The organism is Algoriphagus sp. CAU 1675 (assembly GCF_029222925.1).
Classification (GTDB): Bacteria; Bacteroidota; Bacteroidia; order Cytophagales; family Cyclobacteriaceae; genus Algoriphagus.
Genome location: NZ_JARHUI010000002.1, coordinates 334,604 through 353,470, shown reverse-complemented (window position 1 = coordinate 353,470; position 18,867 = coordinate 334,604). Strand labels below are relative to the sequence as shown.

Annotated in this window: 12 protein-coding genes; all 12 read right to left on the bottom strand. The window is 41.1% G+C overall.

Features of this window, described 5'->3' with window-relative positions; all coding sequences use genetic code 11:
• Positions 1 to 19: 19 nt before the first annotated feature.
• Positions 20 to 274, bottom strand: a complete 255-nt coding sequence (locus P2G54_RS05495) for a hypothetical protein (protein ID WP_275869012.1) — start codon at positions 272 to 274, stop codon at positions 20 to 22.
• Between the two features lie 679 nt (positions 275 to 953).
• Complete coding sequence (locus P2G54_RS05490; RefSeq protein ID WP_275869010.1) at positions 954 to 2,333, bottom strand: S41 family peptidase; 1,380 nt, start codon at positions 2,331 to 2,333, stop codon at positions 954 to 956.
• Between the two features lie 687 nt (positions 2,334 to 3,020).
• Positions 3,021 to 5,000, bottom strand: a complete 1,980-nt coding sequence (locus tag P2G54_RS05485; RefSeq protein ID WP_275869008.1) for an IPT/TIG domain-containing protein — start codon at positions 4,998 to 5,000, stop codon at positions 3,021 to 3,023.
• A gap of 246 nt (positions 5,001 to 5,246) precedes the next feature.
• Positions 5,247 to 5,603, bottom strand: coding sequence for a hypothetical protein (locus P2G54_RS05480; RefSeq protein ID WP_275869007.1), 357 nt, complete (start codon positions 5,601 to 5,603; stop codon positions 5,247 to 5,249).
• 120 nt (positions 5,604 to 5,723) lie between these two features.
• Entirely contained in the window at positions 5,724 to 6,557 is an 834-nt protein-coding gene (locus P2G54_RS05475) for an agmatine deiminase family protein (RefSeq protein WP_275869005.1), read from the bottom strand.
• A 227-nt stretch (positions 6,558 to 6,784) separates the two neighbouring features.
• Positions 6,785 to 6,937 carry a four helix bundle suffix domain-containing protein gene (locus tag P2G54_RS05470; RefSeq protein ID WP_275869656.1) on the bottom strand — a complete coding sequence of 51 codons (153 nt, stop codon included), beginning with the start codon at positions 6,935 to 6,937 and terminating at the stop codon, positions 6,785 to 6,787.
• Between the two features lie 66 nt (positions 6,938 to 7,003).
• Positions 7,004 to 7,693, bottom strand: a complete 690-nt coding sequence (locus tag P2G54_RS05465; RefSeq protein WP_275869003.1) for a hypothetical protein — start codon at positions 7,691 to 7,693, stop codon at positions 7,004 to 7,006.
• A gap of 32 nt (positions 7,694 to 7,725) precedes the next feature.
• Entirely contained in the window at positions 7,726 to 9,510 is a 1,785-nt protein-coding gene (locus P2G54_RS05460) for a restriction endonuclease (protein ID WP_275869001.1), read from the bottom strand.
• Positions 9,511 to 9,872: 362 nt separating this feature from the next.
• On the bottom strand, positions 9,873 to 13,013 hold the full coding sequence (locus tag P2G54_RS05455) for a glycosyl hydrolase (protein WP_275868999.1): 3,141 nt from the start codon (positions 13,011 to 13,013) through the stop codon (positions 9,873 to 9,875).
• Positions 13,014 to 13,146: 133 nt separating this feature from the next.
• Complete coding sequence (locus P2G54_RS05450) at positions 13,147 to 14,580, bottom strand: DUF6600 domain-containing protein (protein ID WP_275868996.1); 1,434 nt, start codon at positions 14,578 to 14,580, stop codon at positions 13,147 to 13,149.
• Between the two features lie 430 nt (positions 14,581 to 15,010).
• Positions 15,011 to 16,441, bottom strand: coding sequence for a DUF1501 domain-containing protein (locus P2G54_RS05445; protein WP_275868994.1), 1,431 nt, complete (start codon positions 16,439 to 16,441; stop codon positions 15,011 to 15,013).
• Positions 16,442 to 16,450: 9 nt separating this feature from the next.
• Complete coding sequence (locus P2G54_RS05440) at positions 16,451 to 18,778, bottom strand: DUF1549 domain-containing protein (RefSeq protein WP_275869654.1); 2,328 nt, start codon at positions 18,776 to 18,778, stop codon at positions 16,451 to 16,453.
• Positions 18,779 to 18,867: the final 89 nt, after the last annotated feature.

Genomic DNA, 18,867 nt, shown 5'->3' with positions numbered 1-18,867 from the left:
GTAATTGATATCCTGTGGTTTATCCGAGAGTAGGAGTGGACATGCAATCACTATGTGAACCTGCACAACCTCCACTTGGAAGAAGCGTGCTATAAACTTGAATATTTCCGTTACAAAGGTATACTGAAGCATCAGGATCGCCTGAACAAGGCCCCCCTCCTGAAATAAGTTCGCATCCTTCGGAAGGTGGAAGTCCGCAGTCGGCAAATAGGCTAATTTGGAAAGAGAATACCAATGCTACGGTAAAGGATAAGAAGATTTTTTTGTTTTTCATGATTTTATAATTTGTTTTTGGAAATATATATATATATATATCCTATAATCAAAAGTTGAAAATTTTTTGAATTTTCTCAGATTTTTTCGAATTCGCATCCTTATCGGCGGTTATATCTTTCATTGAAGAAACCTTTTCTAATTGTCGTTTCATTTTATATTCTCTAAAATTCATTGATCGCTAAATGAAGCTTGCATTTCCTGCCTCCTATTCTTTTTTCCCTCCCTATTATCCTTACCATCTGTAGAAGAGGAGTGCTCCAAAAACTAGGTAGAAAAGATGGCTGGGGAAGTTTTTCATCGGATGTGTCTTAAAATATGCAAATCGTGGAGTTTCCCTGACGGACTTGGTCAGGATAATCCAAACGGAGGTTGAAGCCTTCGAAAGGCTTTGCTGATGGATTTAAATTAAACCCAAAAGACCGAATTGCAAATTCATAGGGGTAGAAAGGAGCCTGCCCAGACCAAAAAGGATCACATTCGAAGTTAAAAAGCCGGCATTCCGAAGTAAAAATGAAAGATCAGCTTGGAAAAAACTTGAAATTTTAAGCTTTCAGTCAAGGGTTTGCATATGGCAAGTGGCGGATTTCGAAGCACTTTCCTGTCCACAGAAACAAAGTGGGCTACGGAGCGCCTTGCTGGCAGCCGTTTCCCGTCATAAGCAATATGCCTTGTTGTATTTAGTGGTTTTTCTTTATTCGTTCCAATAATTCATCTAATATTTCATCATTTTCATCTATTAGATGGTCTTTTATATAAATATCAGGGATAACACCTTCAGCCTTTTTGCTTCCATTTACGCGAACGATATATCCCTTGGAAATTTTCACCTCGATTCCTGTGTGGGGCAAAAAGTATCCATATTGTGAAGCAAGTAAACTTGGGAAGTCGCCAGTTTGCTCACCCACAATGGTGGCAAATTTATAGTCCTGTATCTGAGCGGCTATTACCGCTGCCTGAGAATGCGATTGCCTATTAACCAAGACATAAACATTTCCTGTATATCTTTTATCTTCAGGTTGCGGATTATATGCTTCAAACTCATAGGTATAGATGCTTCCGTCTTCATGAGTCATTACATTTTCCCAGTATGGTTCAGTAGTGTCGTAGTTCTTTTCGACATGGGCTTTTAAAATAGCACTTGTTTTAAGTGTAAATTCTGAATTCCATAGGAATGGCTTGTCGGCAATGTATGACACCAGATAGTTGCTGAAAAAATCATCCCCACCAAGATTATTTCTAAGGTCGATGATTAGATCAGGCAGTTTTCTGCTGTTAATTTCCACAAAAGCTGAATCTATAAACTGCCTGAATTTCTGTTCATCACCCCCAAAATTCCCTGGTTTTAAATAGGCAACATCATTTAGAATCTGTAAATCTCTTGTCTCGGACCATATCTCGTTTCTCTTGCTTTCAAAATCATTAATAAGGTGGACTGAATTCAGTTGGTATATCTTTATTGCACCATCTTTCTTTACCTCTACCTCAAAATTTTTCTGTTCCCCATAAGCCTGCCAGTAGAGTCTTGGAAATGAAAAAAGCTCTAGCTTGGCAAGCTTGAAGTACCTTCTTTCTGCCGAGATCAGTGGGTAAATTTCCGATAATACCTGATTGATGGTGCGCTGGTTTATACTGATAACTTCAGTCCCAATTTCCAGAGAATCAAGATTAGAAAAATTCTTTCGGATGAGTGCCTTACCATCTTCAAAAGCCAGTTCTAATGGAAAAACTGTGCCTTCCGAACCCGCATAAGCTATATAAGAACTCACTGGGAAAGGAATCTCGGTATGGCCATTGTTGGCCTTAGAAATGACAGCTTGGAATAAATTTGTCGTTTCTAGAAGGGATAGACTGTCACTGGTAATGGAAGCTCTTATATTTTCAAAATTTTGATTGAATGCTTCCTTGGTTACGTAGGTATATAGATTATAATGTGCCTCTTCCAAAGATTCACGTAAATACTGCAAGTCTTCGATCACTTCCTGTTTGGAAAACTTTTTTTGTCCGAAGGAAGGAAGTGTCAAGAGAAGTATTAAAATTAGTAAGTATCCTTTTTTCATGTAGTTGTTACATTTTTGCATGAAGTACAACGGTTTTCATATGGATTGCGGCGGTTTCGAAGCGATTACTTGTCCACCGAAAGCAATGTGGGCTTCGGTAAGAAAACCTTGATGGTAGCCGTTCCCCGACATAAGCCATAGATGCTTTTTAGTTGCGTTTTTTATTTCAACTTTATTTGTTTCGCTGACATTTGTCATTGTCAAATGTCTGTCCCTATTCAGAAATCATCACAAGTATATTCAATTTTCGAATTTTCCCATTTTTTAAATTCAATCATGTCCATTTGAATTGGACTTTCAATCGATGACTTCATCTCCTTCCATTCAGCATTTGTTGAATTTTGTCAGTAACGCCTTGCAAGGTTTGTGCATATGCAGTGCGGGGAGTAGGAGGGCTAAAAAATGTAGCGCAGCGAAATGTTTAGCCTGACCTGCACTTAGTGGGAAGCGATCCAAAAATAGTAGGGAATAAAATCAAGGAGTAGCCTGCGATCGAATTACAAATTCCTAGGGATAGGAAGGTGTAGTTTTAAACTACACCTAGTCCTTACCATGTTCTTTTTACTCTCAGCTGGGGGAAACAAGCTAGGTTGAAATGGAGATGGGAATTAAAATTCCATTTAGGGCGGGTTCCTTATAATTTGAAATCGTTGGGATAATGTCCTAAACTAGTTCGCAAGACTGCTTCTAGCGGGGATTTACCCATTTTAGTATATCATATTCATCGTCTCCCCCACCGACAAAAACCTCGTCTTGGATCACAAATGAAAAAGCAGGAGAACGTTGTTTGAAACCTATACGACCGGCCAGCGACCATTTTTCTGAAACCGGATCAAATTCCAATAAATTATTTTCGTCATCAAAAATGGACCCTAATGCCGAATAACCTTTCCCTTTATATTTAAAGGCTGTAGTACCGGATCTTACCGCCAAAGAAGGAGTTGATTCTTGCCATAAATCATTCAAGATGTCATACTTGTAAGTTTGATAATCCCCGGAATTGAGCGCACCATCAAAAATGTAGGCTGAGTTGTCAAACACCAGAACCTGAGGTTTTGACCTTACAAATGGCAGTGGATCATTTAATTGTTTCCATTCATCCAAAATTGGCGAGTATACATACATCCCGCCAACTGGCGTTCCATAATTATCATTATTCCTTCCTGGTCCTAGATAGACTTTTTCATTAGCTGAAAAAATCACTGCCCCATCTCTTCTTTCACCCGGAAAGTCAGCCTTTTTTGTCCAAGAGTCATAGGTCGGGTCATATTCATAAAAGGTGTCCGTGTCTTTCTGAGTGTAGAAATAAATTTTGTCTTTAGTATGTGTCGAAGTCACTCCCCTGTAAATTTCGGTAAGAGGTGAAGGGGATTTCGACCAAGTATAATCCGCCCGATTGAACTTGAAAATATATGTTTTGGGATCATTTACATCCTTGGATTGGCCAAAAACATAGGCAATATCATTGATAACATAGGATGTATTTGCTCCTCTAAAAGGAAGCTGGTCAGATACAACTAGCCAATCCTCATCAATTACAATCTCTTGGTCTCCCTGGGTTTTAAGAGTTGCAACTTCAACTTCTAAAATGGCTTTTCCATCAGGGTAGGGGGCTTCAGGCACGATTACTTTTAGGGAATTATCATCCCCAGACACTACATTAGCTAGCCTGCCATTGAAATAAACCAAAGTTCCGCCATTGAAATGAAAATTTTGCCCGGTTATTTCGATAGTCTGTCCAACCTTCACTGTAGTGGGATAACTTTCTATGATAGGTTCGGCAATTCTTATTATAAAGTCAGGTTTGACTGTTTGAACCTGTGCTTCGAGGGTAATCTCCAATTCAGGTGCGTTAATGGATTCGGGAATTCTGATCTTTAATTCATCTCGCTTGCTTTCAAGGACTTCAGCCTGGTAGTTATTAACAGTGACTCTATTCCTTGCTTTTTCTTTGTCGAAGTGATTGCCTTTGATCGTCAGGATGTTTCCAAGTTGAGGTTTTTCAGGAAAAACGCTTTCAATCACAGGAGTGGCTAGACTATAGGGGAAAACAGTAGCAGGTGCCCCATAATCATTTTCTAAACGAATCATAAAGCTTGATTTTCCCAGCAATCTGGGTATTCTGGCGGTTATGACTGTGTCTGATGTTTGGTTTGTGTACTGACTGTAGACATTGTCAAAAAGAATCTTCAGTCTTCCCAAAGAAGAATTGAATTTTTCTCCATAAATATTGATGTCTTCATCAAGATGCCCTTGGGATGGTTCGATTCGCGCAATGGTTGGGAATCTTCCTCCTTTGGACACAAAGGCAACCGTTTTGCCATAGATTGTTTCGAATTGAGTCTTCAAATAGGCTTTGAAATAATAGGTTTGTCCTGATAAAAGTCCCTGGAAAACTTTTGTTTCGAATCTTCCTGATGTTGAAGGACGTCCGAGGTCTAAATTATTTTCTGATTTTTCCCATTGAGATGTATCCTGGGCAAGAAAAAAACCATGTTTTACTACTGATTCGATAGTGGAAAGTTCTCCAACTAAGGTCACACCACCAATATCCAATAGTTCAGCCCCTCCTGTTGTTACCTTTGGTTTTACAGAGCCAGGATCCTCAGTTTCTTGACAAGATGCGAGAAAGAGGAATAACAAAAGAAAGAGCGAAAAATTTTTCATTTGGATTTGGGTTAGATCCAAATATAATCTCTATTTCGATTATTTATATAGTTCTAAGTAGTCCCTATCAAAAATATTTTTTGAACAAAAATTGATCTTTCCCGCAAAGTTTAGTCTAATTATCAAAGGGATTGGGTGGATTAAAATCTGGCTAAAGGATTCGATGGGATAAGGGAGCGAAGATGCAAGCTACACTCTGGCAAACGCCTTTTTAAGAATCAATTCTATTCAACACCCCGATGGCGCCTATTTGTTGAAACTGAATTCAAAAGCTCTGGCAGAAGCCGAGGATGTGTTTGGGGGCATGGAATAGGAAAAGAACGTTTCACTTCCTGCCTCAACAAATGGTTTTTGGATGCCCTCCGGATCGGAAGTTTTGGAAAACTTTAAGGTGTCGACGTCAATTATAGAATGATCTGAAGTAAAGTAAGTGATTTCAAATCCAATGGAGTAGATGTCTTCTCCCGTATTGTTTTCTACAGTAAACAAGACAAGGTCATTTTGAAACTTCAGGAAATCAACCGCTATGGGTTCTTCTTTACATGCTGTAAGGGATGCTAGTAAAAATGCAGAAAGTATTGTGTTTTTGGTTTTGGATAACATATTGATGTCGGTTTGAAGGAAACAACTTCGGAGTGTAAATTAAAAATAAGGGAAATCTTACAATTTTAAACTAACAGCCAATAGTTAGAATATGGGTTGGGGGGATGGAAAGAGAAATCCCTATTTAAAAATATTCCAGCTGATGCAATTCAATATCCCTCCGTCCTTTGCGAGGTCGTTGGATTCGATGGGAATTATTTTTTGGTCTGGGAAGCAAGTCTCGATAACCTGAATTGCTTTTTCATCTTCCGGAAGTCCGAAGGTAGGTACGAAAATCCCCTGTCGCATCTGGAGGTAATTGATGTAATCTCCATTGGCGTAGTTGTTATTGGGGTTTTGGTAGACATTGTAGGGAAGGTAAACCACCTCCAATCCGGTATTGTGCAGGGCAATTTCAAAGGCTTCGTAGAACTCTTTCTCCTCCCGGGAAAAGTCATTGGCTAGAAGGGTATGCTCGTCGATAAACCGAACCATCCCGTCCGCATGTCCGGTATAATCCCCGGGCTGCTCAGGAATCAGGATAATCCGGTCCAGCTCCAAAAGGTCTTGAATTTGGAAAAGCAATTTCTTGCGATCCCAATCCGGATTGTCCTGAAAAACCCGGTTGGTCAAAATGGCCTGATGCTGAGAGCGAACCAAGTTTCCTCCATCCAGTACAATATCCGGTTTCACGGTTTCGATTCCCAAAGCGGCACAAATCGCATCCACGTCGGAGATGGTTTTGTGGAAAGTTTGGGGTTTGAGATAGCCCGGATCGTATCGAAACTGAATAAATCGGTCCCCAACCTGAATCGGCATATAATCTACCGCCCAGACATCTTTGGTGCCGGGTAAAAAGTCAAAATCAACTTTCTGCTCCTTTAATTCCTTTTCCAAACGGGCATAAAACTCAGGATACTTTTTGGGTAAAGTATCTGCCAGATAAAGGAAGTTAGTGAGGGAGTCGGGGGTCATTTTTGGGAAAGACTGGGTTTGGAAGGTTTTGCGAATTACAAATTCGTTTGGATAGGAAGGCGTAGTTGCAAACTACGCCTAGTTCTAACCATGATTCTACTCCCAGAAGGGAGTAGAAATGCCTAATTACAATATTGTGTTACTACTTTTTGATGTAATTAGTAGCTTTTTTGGGACATTTGTGACACTTGGGCCTGAGTTCCAAATTTCTCACTTGTCCTAAAAAACTATCGATTCTTTTTTCTTTCCTCAATTCTTGCTCTAGTCATTCGCTCTCTCAATCCACCCTCTTTCACAAACTCTATTTCTAGTTTTTTGATTTGTTGACTTAGTAGATAAGTGCAGATTTTAATTAAGGTGATCATCGTGTTTGCACATATCTCGGGATTATCGTGCTCTATGGCTTTTTGAAAGGTCTGATAAGAAGGAGTAGGGGAGTATGCTTCTTATCTTTTATTTCCTTTTAAAATGTTAAAAACCTCTTTGGTTAATTTATCTCTATATTTTTGGTACCTATCTATGAAGGGACTTTTAACCAACATAGTATCTGGAAAATTATGTATAATGTTTATCTCAAAATGTTGTAAATATTCGTCTAACGTTCCAAATTTTTCATTTGCTAATATGAGAAAAGTGTCTTCAATCCATTCGATAATTGCCTTACAGGCAAATATCATTCTAACCTTACTTTCTGACATGGATTTACTTTCAAAGTATTCAATAAATAGCTCCATTTCTCTAAATATTGAAAGTATTAATGGCCATTTATGTGGTTTGTTTAGTTTAACGGCAATATGCCTAAGATAGTAATATCGAATTTTTGTAATTCCTTGCAAAGTACAGGGATCAGTTAATTGATTAATTCTTTGAACTTCATGCCTTCCTTCTTGAGTTTCTAGAATTTTAGTGTCAAATAATGAGTTCATCTCTAAATCAATTTTTTTCATCAATTCAAGAATCTTTTCTGCAAATCGATGCTCTCTTTCGATTCTTATTTTCTCCTTATGTTCGTTGCGAAAATTTTTAGCGATTAAATACCCCTTAAAGAGTAGTGTAACACTTGCCAAAGCAGCAAAGGATTGAATCCAAGTTGTTATTATATTAGAGTTGCTTATAAGTGATTGGCAAAAATCCATTTTTAAAAATTATTTATTTGAAACTTCTTATGTTAACCGTTTTTCCTTATTTCCCTTGCTTCTTTAATATCAATTTTTGCTTTAAAATTATGTTTTATCAATAGCTGTAAAAGATTGTCTCCATCAATTAAGCTTAGGGGTTTATTTTTTGAAAATTGATACGCATCACTACCAAAGTGGGAAGTAGTCACTAGAATACCTTTATTTGCTCCTTCATTAATCATTGTTCCATAAAGGTCTCGAACGGCAGAGACTCCAACAACATTTGTATATCTTTTGGACTGAATAACAATTTTCCCTCCTCGAATTGGGTCGGGGTCAAAGGCAATAGCATCAATCCCTCCATCTCTACTAGATTGAGTAATTTTTACTTCGCCTCCTGATGAACTGAACTCTTTCTCAAATAAATCTCTAATTAGATGCTCGAAATCTTCCCAGTCCATTATTGCTAAATTTGTTCTTTCATCAATGGACTGAATAATATCCTTATTTTCAACAAATCTTTTATCCTCTCTATTTATAGTCATTATCGGCCTTACCGAAATACTTTCTGAAATATTTGAAGCTGCAAGACCATTAAACTTCTTAAATGCTTCAGATAGGTCAATATGATTTAGATCTATTCCATAAAACTCATCCCTAGAAAAAGATATAGAAATTATGCAATTTTCTTTTAGTTTGCCTATTGATTTGTCTATGAATGAAATGAAGCAATTAAAATATAATTGCTTAATCTTTTTCTCATTGTCATTTTTGAATATAAAATCAGCTAATCCGAAAATTATCGAAATACAGATTTCTTTATATTCTTTTTCTGAATTTTTAATTCCAGTTTTTGTTGTTTTTACATTTCTTGAGTCTAAAAAGTCCTCAAATGAAGGGAGAAAAAATTCTAATAATAGGGAATCATTTTTTAAAAATAATTCGTATTTAAATTTGTAATATGAATTTATTATATTTTGGTCTAATAAATTTTTAATTTTTGATTCAAAATTCTCTTCACTCTGATTTCTTTTGCTATGGATTGATTCTATCTTATCCTTGATAAGTTCAATGTAATCATTTGCAAATTCGTTAGTCAGAGTTTTATATTTCTTTATTTTTTGAAGTTTTACTTCTTTCTTTGCTTGCTGATTTTGGAGATGATTTTTCTTTAAATCCTCATATTTTTTAAGATCAATTTTATATTGACCTGTTAATTTATTTAGAAAGCTTTTTTTAGGTTTTTCACCGATGAATTCTTCTTCTTTAAAATTATGAGGTTTGAATTCTAATGATTTAATGATCTCGAGATTAGAAAGAATTTCTTTTAGTAAATCTATGTTAGGTTTTTCTTGAGCAAGAATAGGTCTAAGATTTTTTGGGGAATAATCTTTATTGTATTTGTTATTATTTAAGTAATATTTATCTAGCTCATTGAAATTAATTGTTTCATTCAAGTCTGGAAATAAATTTATAAGACAATAAAGAATAAAGTCTTTATTCCATTTTAATTGCGATTTTAAAACTTTTAATTCAAGTTCCTCTTCTAATCCTTTTAAACTATTTGAAGAAATTTTTTCTACCTCAAAGGATTCGGTGTCATCGTGAATTAGTTTTGAAAATTCAATAATTGGAATTTCTATTTGAAAATTGGACCTTAAGTTTAAGGTGTTATTCCAAGCGAGATTGTGAAAACTAATTTCTAGAATTTTTGAAAAAGAGATTTTACCTGTCAATTTCTCTACCAAATCAAGGTCTTTATCAATACTTACCTTAATTGAATATCGCTTAAGTCCATTTGTGTCATTTCCTAAAAATTCTATATTAGTTATCATCGCCTGTCCTTTTATCTTAATAAAAATTTATAATTTGATTCTTTAATTTAATAGTTTAATTTTCTATTTAAATTTTCTTTTTTTACCTTCCATTATAACATATGTTAAATTTGGTTGAAGCTTTTCACCTCTCTAGGCGTAAATTCTTCATAGCGCTTTTGAAGTTCAGTTGAAAGCCGGGTGGAATTGGAAATTCCACCCGTATATCCCTACCAATTTGTAATTGGAAATATCAGTTCACAAACAATACTCCACTAGGTAAAGTATTTCCTAAGCACTTTTGAAGTTCAGTTGAACGCTGGGTGGGATTTGCAATCCCACCCATATATCCTTACCAATTTACAATTGGTCAATTCATCCAATCACTTCACAAACAATACCCCAACTCCAGCTTCATTTGCCAGCTTATTAAAGGCTGGAATAGCAGTTTGGATCAATCGATCACCTTCGGCTTTTAGCGGTTCCCACTCTTCCATTAACCGTGCATATTCGGCTTTGGTACCTTCGTTGACTCTAGGAATGGAGCTTTCTCCATGGTTCATCATAAACATAAAGTTGGCGCTGAATTTATTGGGGAAGTTTTCTACATCATCATAAGCTGTGGATCTTCTCTGGACCATGTTTTCATCCCAAGCCTTGAGTTCTTTGATCAGCTTTTCTCCCTCGCTTTTGAGGCCTTGAAGGGCTTCATTTCCTTCCAGTTTTTTCAAGAGACCTGCCAATTGATCCTGATAGTCCTTGGCGGTATTGACCATCGTATGCATGGTTATCACCTCGGATTCCAATTGGCTCATCCACTCATGATAGGCCTGATAATCGGCTTGAGTTAGCTTATAGGCAGGGATGTCCTTGATTTCCGCTTTTGCTTCCGTGCTGATTCCCCCTCCGCTTAGCTTCACGGTATAGGTTCCCGGGATGGCCTTGTGACCTCGGTAACTGGATTCTATATAGACTCCTGGAATTCCCGGCAGGGTAGGGTAGCGCAAATCCCAGACAAATCGGTTCAGGCCTTTTCGTGCAGAAATTGTAGCTGCAGCTGGAGGACCTCCTGCCCAGGTTTTGGATTCGGGATCTTTTTTGGAAGATAGCTTTCTTACCAGATTGCCATTGGCGTCCAAGAATTCCAAGGTCAGCTCGGTGGAATCGCTGATATTTTCCGGCAGGTGATAGTAAATGACCATTCCATTGGCAGGGTTCAATCCTCCATCGGAACTCATTCCTGTAAAGTCGTCCAGATTTCCTCCGTTCATGGAAGAATACCAGTTGCCCAAAAGTGCGTCTTCCGGAGTGTAGAGCGTGATGTTTTCAACCTTGGGTTGAAGTTCTCTGACTACATTCAGTTCATCCAGAATCCAATAGGAGCGGCCAGAGGTTGCCACGATCAGGTCATTGTGGGCCACTTTGAGATCCGTAATAGGTGTGATCGGTAAGTTGAGTTGAAAAGGAGTCCAGTTGGCACCGCCGTCCTTGGAGATGTACATGCCCAACTCAGTTCCTGCAAAGAGCAGCCCCTTTTTCTCGGTGTCTTCCCGCACTACCCGGGTAAAGGCTCCATAAGGAATTCCCTTGGAGATATTGGTCCAGGTCTTTCCGTAGTCGGTGGTTTTGTAGATGCCCGGAGTATGGTCGTTGAACTTGTAACGGGTGGTAGCGATATAAGCTGTGGCAGGATCGTGAGGAGAAACCTCAATGGCATTAACCAGACATTCCTGTAGGCCCTTTGGAGTGACATTGATCCAGGTCTTGCCAAAATCCCGGGTCAGTTGCACCAATCCATCATCAGATCCGGTCCAGATCACTCCGGCTTCATGCGGAGATTCTATCACATAAGCCAGTGTTCCGTAGTTTTCCGCTCCCACAGCTTCATTGGTAAATGGAACCCCAGCTTTTCCCTGCTTTTCTTTTTCGTTTCTGGTCAGATCAGGAGAAACCTCTGTCCAGGTTTTTCCCCAATCCTGGGTTTTGAGCAGGACTTGTGCCCCGTGGTAAAAGGTGTTCGGTTCATGCTGGGACCAAATGATAGGTGCATTCCAGTTGAAGCGGTATTTCATGTCCTTGGCGTCCATCCCAAGATACTGGATGGGAGCCGCCATGATATTGGTTGAGCCCTGAGTCTGCATGTCCAAAACTTCAATCGTGCCTTGGTAGCTGCCTCCAAGCACATATCTTGGATCATCCGGATCGAAGGCCAGAAAGGCAGATTCCCCACCTGCGGAGTAATTCCAGTGTTCCTGGGTAATGTTTCCACGTCCCAAAGCCAAGCTGGAAATCACCACGGAAGTATTGTCCTGCTGTCCACCATAGATTCGGTAAGGGAATTGATTGTCTACATTGATCCGGTAGAATTGGGAGGTAGGCATGTTGTTTTGGGTGGACCAGGTTTTACCACCGTTGAAAGAAATGGATCCACCACCGTCATCAGCAAGGATCAGGTTGTTCGGATTGTTGGGATTGATCCAGAGATCGTGGTAATCTCCATGTGCACCATCGATGCTCTCAAAGTTCTTTCCTCCATCAATGGATACCAACATGGGAGCGCTCTGCACATAGACCTTGTTTTCATTTTGAGGATCAGCAAATACCTCGATGTAATACCAGGCTCTTTGCGTCAATCGATTGTCCTTATTCACCAAGGTCCAGTTTTCTCCTCCATCGTTGGATACAAAGAGGCCTCCCAAATCCTTGTAGGTGTCACTTTCTATCAAGGCATAAACCTTGTTCGAATTGGCTCTTGAGACTGAAATGGCCATTTTCCCTTTCTCGGCAGGAAGTCCATTTTCGAGTTTTTTCCAGGTCTTTCCTGAATCGGTTGATTTGTAGAGATTCGATCCCGGGCCTCCAGATTTGACCTGCCAAGGGAAACGCTGATGCTCCCACATGGCGGCATAGAGGATTTCCGGAAAGTTCATGTCCATGGATAATTCCACGGCTCCGGTCATGTTGTCTACAAAAAGGACTTTCTCCCAAGTCAGACCTCCATCAGTGGATTTGTAGATGCCTCGTTCTTCATTTGGAGAATACAGGGTTCCCTGTGCAGCGACATAGACGATGTCCGGATTGCTAGGGTGGATCTGGATTCTTGAGATATGCTGGGTTTTCTCCAGGCCTATTTTCTTCCAGGTTTTGCCAGCATCGGTGGATTTATAGACTCCATCCCCATAGGAACTCATCACTCCGCGTGGGGGATGCTCTCCCATACCCACGTAGAGGATATTGGGGTTGGATTCGGATGCGGCTACGGCTCCCACAGAACCTGTTTTAAAAAATCCGTCGGAAATATTGTTCCAATGCTGCCCTGCATCGGTGGTTTTCCAAAGTCCGCCTCCCGTAGTACCGAAGTAATAGGTAAGGGGGTCATTCATCACTCCGGTGGCTGTCACAGACCTTCCACCTCGGAATGGCCCAATGTTTCGGTATTTGATGGGAAGACTTGAATCAAAGCTTGTTTGGGCAAAAGCTGAAGATTGTAAAATAAATAAGCAAATGGCTATAAATCGCTTCATAGGGTTCGTGGTTTTTTTCAGGTTAATAAGTTAGGAAAAATGAGGTAATGCCAACGAATAAGATCCACATCCAGAAACAAAAAAAGCATAACCAGTATTTTGGTTATGCTTTTAAGTTGGTTTAGAATTCAGATTAATTACCTCTGTTGTTTCCTCTTGAACTTCTGCTTCCTGTAGAGGAGCTGCTTCTGCTAGGGCTTGTTCTGCTCACTTTAGGGGCGCTGCTTCTTGAACTTTGACTCGAAACTCTCGCTCCACTCTGTCTGCTAGGGGCGGATTGTTTTACCGCTGGTCTTGAAGTTTGGGTTCTGCTTGAAGAGCGAACCTGGGAGTTTGAACGAGAAGGAGCAGTCCTCACATTACTCTGTCTCTGCTGACTAGGGGCAGTTCTTACGTTGCTTTGTCTCTGCTGACTAGGGGCAGTTCTTACGTTGCTTTGTCTTTGCTGGCTAGGAGCGGTACGAACGTTGTTCTGTCTGGAAGGACTGGACTGGGTTCCTACTGATCTCTGTCTGCTTTGACTTGGGGCAGAAGTTCTGCTTCTGTTGTCCTGATAGGGCTTGGTCTGGAATTCAGAGCCTCTCCCGCTTGAAGGGTTGGCAGATCTTACTCCTGAATTTGAGGATCTGGAAGGAGCAGAGTTGACTCTTGAACCTCCCTGATTTCCTCTACTAGAAGGAGTGGCAGATCTAGTCTGAGTTCTGGAGCCCTGGTTTGCATTTCTAGAAGAAGGGGTCGCATAAGTTGACCGGTTGGATCTAGCCTGATTTGGTTCAACCACTCTAGAAGGTCTGGCATCTGCGGTTCTTCCTCTGGATGCATTTATTTCCGGACGATACATGTCTACAGCGTTTCTGCTCATAGCGGCTCTTCCTGGTCTGTTACTTGCGCGAAGCTGGTACACAGGAACTGCTCTTCGAGTCACGCGTTCGATCTCTCTTCTGTTAGGACCACTGATGTAAGTGTTGTTATTATACACTACAGTGTTGTTGATGATGGTCGTTCTGTTGATGATCTTCACCCGATTTCTGTAAGGTGCATAATGACGGTAGGCATATCGGTCATAGATCCTAACCTGGGGAAGAAATACCCAATGGAAACTTGGGATTCCTATTCGAACATTTACGGAAACAGTCGGTCCCAAAGGAGCCCATCCATAGTATCCTCCGCCACTTCTCCAGCTTACCCAGGCAGGTCCCCAGTCGTATCCAGGAATCCAGGCCCAGCTTTGGTAGTAGTCATCGAAATACCATCTTCCGTAATGGAAAGGAGCCCAGCCCCAATCGTAATAAGATACCCAAGTATTACCGTATTCGGTCATGGCCCAGTGTCCATTTGATCCATAAGGATGGAAGTCAGGTCCTACGGCAGGAAGCCAGATATATCCATATCTTGCGTCTCTTACCCAGTCCCCGTAGGGCATCAATTCATCATAGAATACCTGAAAGGAAACACCTATATAGCCGTTATAGCTTTCAGCTTTTGCTTTTTGAGCCCCCAAACCAGTCAACAGGAGTATTCCTGCTACCAGGGCAAAAGCCCATCGATTGAAATGTTGCTTGTTCATAGTTTTGTGGTTTAGAAGTGGATATTCATTTTTTGTGGTTGGTTGGTTTTCATTTTGCCTCCTTTTGTCGAACCCTTCTCTATTAAGAGATGCAGGTTTTTCTAAAAAGGCTGCATGCATACTAAAACGAAAATCGCGCCAATTTTTAAAACTTATTTTAAAGAACCTGTTTTTGTTTGAGTTAACGTAAAAAAATACGAATAAGGTTACATTGTATTTTTAATGTTATTTAAAATAAAGCATTCAAAAAAACATACTTTAATAAAAAATTTAAATAACAAGATATCCCCTTTTTTAAATTGTAGGGAAACATGAGCTTTGATTTTCTAAAAACTTATACGAAAAGTGCCTTTTTGGGGGTTTTAGAAAATTCTTAAAATCTGCTTAAGATTTCAATAAGCTTGAAAATCCTCTTCTTTTCTTTTGATTTCTAGGCTAAAAGTCCGTGCTCCACACGTCCATGTCCATCCGGGGTGGTATAAAAAGGACGCTTTTCTATTTCATACTTGAGATCAGCTGGAATTCCCAGGGCATGGTAGATGGTCTGGTGGATGCTGTCGATTTTTATAGGATTTTCAATGGTTTTGCAGGGACGTTCATCTGCTGTTTTTCCAAATACATGTCCACGCCGGATCCCTCCTCCAAACATCAGTACTGAACATCCGTCTGTGAAATGCCTATGCATTCCGTAATTTTTCATATCCTCGATGATGTCCGGTACTTCGACTTGATCTTTTACTTTCAGGTCAGGTCTGCCTTCAGTCAGCATGTCCCTGCTGAATTCGCTGGCTACAATGACCAGAGTTCGTTCCAGCCTTCCGCTTTGATCCAGGTCCTTGATCAGTTGGGCGATAGGAGAGTCAATGAGTTTTTTCATGTCCTTGAGGCGGGTGTGTCCATTGTCATGGGTATCCCAGCCAAAAAAAGGTTCGTACTCCGTAGTCACAGTAATGTATCGGGCACCTTGCTCGATCAGACGCTTGGCAAGTAAGCAACCCAGACCAAATTTTCCTGTATTGTATTTGTCATAGCTCTCCTTCGGTTCCTGACTCAAATCAAAGGCCTTGGCTTCCGGAGAATTGAGGAGCATATAGGCTTGTTCCATAGACCTGCTCAGGGATTCTTTCTGATAATCCGAACCGAATTCCCCCATGGGGCCTGCGGAAATCAAATCCTTGTATAATTGGTTTCGGGATTCAAATCGTTTGGAATCCATCCCAATTGGAGGTCTTACAGCGTCCAGTCCTGCTGATGGGTCTGGGATGAGGAAGGGTCCATATTCAGATCCCAGAAAACCCGCACTATGAAAAGCCTTTAACTCTTCTCCTTCTCCTACTGTGAACCGCTGTCCTATATTGATAAAAGGGGGGATTACCGGATTAAGAGCTCCTTTTTCCTTTGCGATCCAACTTCCAAGGTGGGGAACCATGACGGATTGAGGGGGTTCGTAGCAGGTATGGAAATGATATTGATGTCTGGTGTGTAAAATATGCCCAAGGTCAGCTGCAATGTAGGATCTGATCAAAGTGCCTTTGTCCATAACTGAAGCTATGTTTTCCAGTCCTTCAGAAAAGTGAATGCCATCCAGTTTGGTGGGAATAGAAGGAAATGTGCTGAGCACTTCTTTTGCCTCCATTCCTTTTCGGAAAGGTGTGAATTTTTTTGGGTCAAAGGTTTCGGTATGTGCCATGCCGCCGGCCATAAACAGGAGGATTACTGAATCGGCTGTGGAGGGAAGCGTACCGGAACCGCAGGAAGATAGTAAACCGGCCAATGGCGCCCCCAATCCCATGGTGGAGATTGCAGCTGCGCTGGTTCTTTTTATGAAATCCCGGCGATTTATTGTTGTTTTTAGCAGCATAGCATTAAATCAGTAAATCATTTGAAATTCTGGAAGGAGAAGGATTGCCCACAGTAAGTCCTGAATTTCTGGAGGGTCCGCTCTCTCTCCAAATGTCTGCAGAGCCACTTCCATTTCTTTTTCGGAAGGATTCCTCAAGAGTGCCCTCTTGAAGATTTCCTCAGTTAATTGACTTGGGGATTCGTACTGGAATGCCCATGTTTTGGCACCTTTTTGCAGGGCAATGCTTAATCTTTCCCCGTTACTGAGCTCCAATGCCTGGAGCAAACTTGCCTGTGAATCCCTGCTAGTTGAGACGATCTCGCGGTTGGGGCGTCCAAGTGCTGTAAGGAAAGGATTGTTGGCAACCAAGGAGGCCCTAATAAAGCCAGAGCTAGGGAGCTGTTCTGTAAGCAATTGGTTGGGTTTGAATTTTTGTTCTTTTTCCTCAAAAAGAGGGTGGACAAGGGCACTGACTGCATCGGAAAACTGCTCTGCGGTGATCCTTCTTCTAACGATCCCCTGGAATTGAAAATCCTCAGCAGTCAACAATTCCTGAGATTTCAATCCTATGGATTGGCTTTGGTAAATCCTCGAGGTGGTAATCTGAAAAATCAGGCGCTTGAGGTCGTAGCCATTTTCTACAAAGTCCACAGCCAACCAGTCCAATAAGTCCTGACTCCAGGGGAGATTGTCCATTTCATCTACCGGTTCTACAATCCCTCTTCCCATCAATTGCTTCCAGATTCTGTTGACTAGGGTCCGGTACAATCTTCCATTGGCTGGTTGAACGAGTTTTTCTGCCAGTTGCTGAAGCTTTTCGGCTTTGGAGGCGGCACTGTCTATTTCTCCCAGTTCCTCCCAGAGAATCTTGGTCTTTGCCATTTGGCCGGTTGGTTGTTCGCAGCGACTGATCTCCAGCGTGGAGTCCGCAAAAATATTGGCAAAGGCATAGGCTTCTTCCAGTTTCCAATCGCTGATAAAGCTGTCATGGCAGGAGGCACACTTTAGGTTGAGTCCGAGAATAACCTGTCCTACATTTTGCGCTGCCTGCATTTCGGTCCTTTGGCTGGCATTGACAGTTCCTCTCCAGCGGATTCCCTCGATAAATCCTTTTGATTTTTCATTGGGGTTCAGGAGCTCCTTGACAAACTGGTCATAGGGTTTATTTTCCCGGATGGATTGGTACAGCCAGTCTGTAATTGCAAAGCGGCCGTTGGTAATGTACCCCGTTCCCGTGTAATCATTTCTCAAAGCATCGTTCCAAAATGTTAGCCAGTGTTGGGCAAAATCATCTTGTCGTTGAAGCAGATTTTCGATTATGTTCTTCCGCTTGTTTGGATTTTCATCCAGTTGGAAGGCTTCAAGTTCCTCCGGTTTGGGCAGAAAGCCAATGATGTCCAAGTAGACCCTCCTCATAAAAACCCGGTCATCAACAGGTGCCGACCAATCCAATCCTTCTTTCTGGAAATAGTTGTCAACCCAAAGGTCTATTGGGTTTTCCAGTCCAGATTGGGATAAAGGAAGGGCAGGGTTTCTTGGAGCTAATTCAGCGACTCTGTACACGGATTGCTGATTGACTCCATCCGGCCAGGGAGCGCCTTTTTCCACCCAGAGTTTCAAGAGTTCTATTTCCTCATTTCTCAATAATTTCCCTTTGGAAGGCATGACATCCCGATGGTTTTTGGAAAGTGAAATTCTTCGGATCAGCTCACTTTTGGATGGATCTCCAGGGAAAATTATGGGGCCGTTTTCTCCACCTGCGAAGACAAATTCTTTTTCGTCCAGTCGCAAATCCCCTTCAATTTTTGCTCCTGAGTGACATTTGTAGCAATTGTGTGCAAAAACAGAGCGGACATTGGTAGCGAGTTGGAATTCTTGTTCAGGACTTAAGGAAGCGGAAAAAGACGCTAAATTGACCGTTAAGGATTCCGGGGCTTCAGTTTCCTGATTCCAGGGTAGGGTTTCTGATAAATAATTCTCTCCGTGAGTAAGGGAGGCTCCATAATGCCCGGCCAGACCTACTCCCAAACCGGAAATCAGTAACAAACTCCTAAATAGTTTAATGGAAATGGGTTTCGGGTTGGGTCCAGAAACTTTTCGAAGAGAGAAAAGCAAGGCAATTCCCAGGGCTGCCGAGATAAATCCTAAAGACCTATGCAGATCGAGGGTTTCTCCTCCCATGTCTTCGGTCCAAGCTAATAAGACCCCGAAACCTGCTGATAGAATTGCTGCCAATCCACCAAAGAGTGTGAGCAATCGGATGCCATGGCGAAGCGGGTGATTGAAGTTTCGAAGCGTGTGGAATTCCAAAAATGCTGCAAAAATCAATAAGCCAATTGGGAAATGCACGGCCATGGGATGAAGCCTGCCCAATAAGTCCCATAACCAGAATGAAGAAGTTTCATTACCTAGGCTTTGGGCGAAAAGCAGGGACTGGGTTGTCA

What these genes read in the sequence shown, in the direction of transcription:
- P2G54_RS05475 (WP_275869005.1), bottom strand. Translation starts at nt 6,557, where the DNA reads ATGACCCCCGACTCCCTCACTAACTTCCTTTATCTGGCAGATACTTTA.
- P2G54_RS05465 (WP_275869003.1), bottom strand. Translation starts at nt 7,693, where the DNA reads ATGGATTTTTGCCAATCACTTATAAGCAACTCTAATATAATAACAACT.
- P2G54_RS05480 (WP_275869007.1), bottom strand. Translation starts at nt 5,603, where the DNA reads ATGTTATCCAAAACCAAAAACACAATACTTTCTGCATTTTTACTAGCA.
- P2G54_RS05455 (WP_275868999.1), bottom strand. Translation starts at nt 13,013, where the DNA reads ATGAAGCGATTTATAGCCATTTGCTTATTTATTTTACAATCTTCAGCT.
- P2G54_RS05445 (WP_275868994.1), bottom strand. Translation starts at nt 16,441, where the DNA reads ATGCTGCTAAAAACAACAATAAATCGCCGGGATTTCATAAAAAGAACC.
- P2G54_RS05485 (WP_275869008.1), bottom strand. Translation starts at nt 5,000, where the DNA reads ATGAAAAATTTTTCGCTCTTTCTTTTGTTATTCCTCTTTCTCGCATCT.
- P2G54_RS05490 (WP_275869010.1), bottom strand. Translation starts at nt 2,333, where the DNA reads ATGAAAAAAGGATACTTACTAATTTTAATACTTCTCTTGACACTTCCT.
- P2G54_RS05440 (WP_275869654.1), bottom strand. Translation starts at nt 18,778, where the DNA reads ATGGCCGTGCATTTCCCAATTGGCTTATTGATTTTTGCAGCATTTTTG.
- P2G54_RS05460 (WP_275869001.1), bottom strand. Translation starts at nt 9,510, where the DNA reads ATGATAACTAATATAGAATTTTTAGGAAATGACACAAATGGACTTAAG.
- P2G54_RS05450 (WP_275868996.1), bottom strand. Translation starts at nt 14,580, where the DNA reads ATGAACAAGCAACATTTCAATCGATGGGCTTTTGCCCTGGTAGCAGGA.
- P2G54_RS05495 (WP_275869012.1), bottom strand. Translation starts at nt 274, where the DNA reads ATGAAAAACAAAAAAATCTTCTTATCCTTTACCGTAGCATTGGTATTC.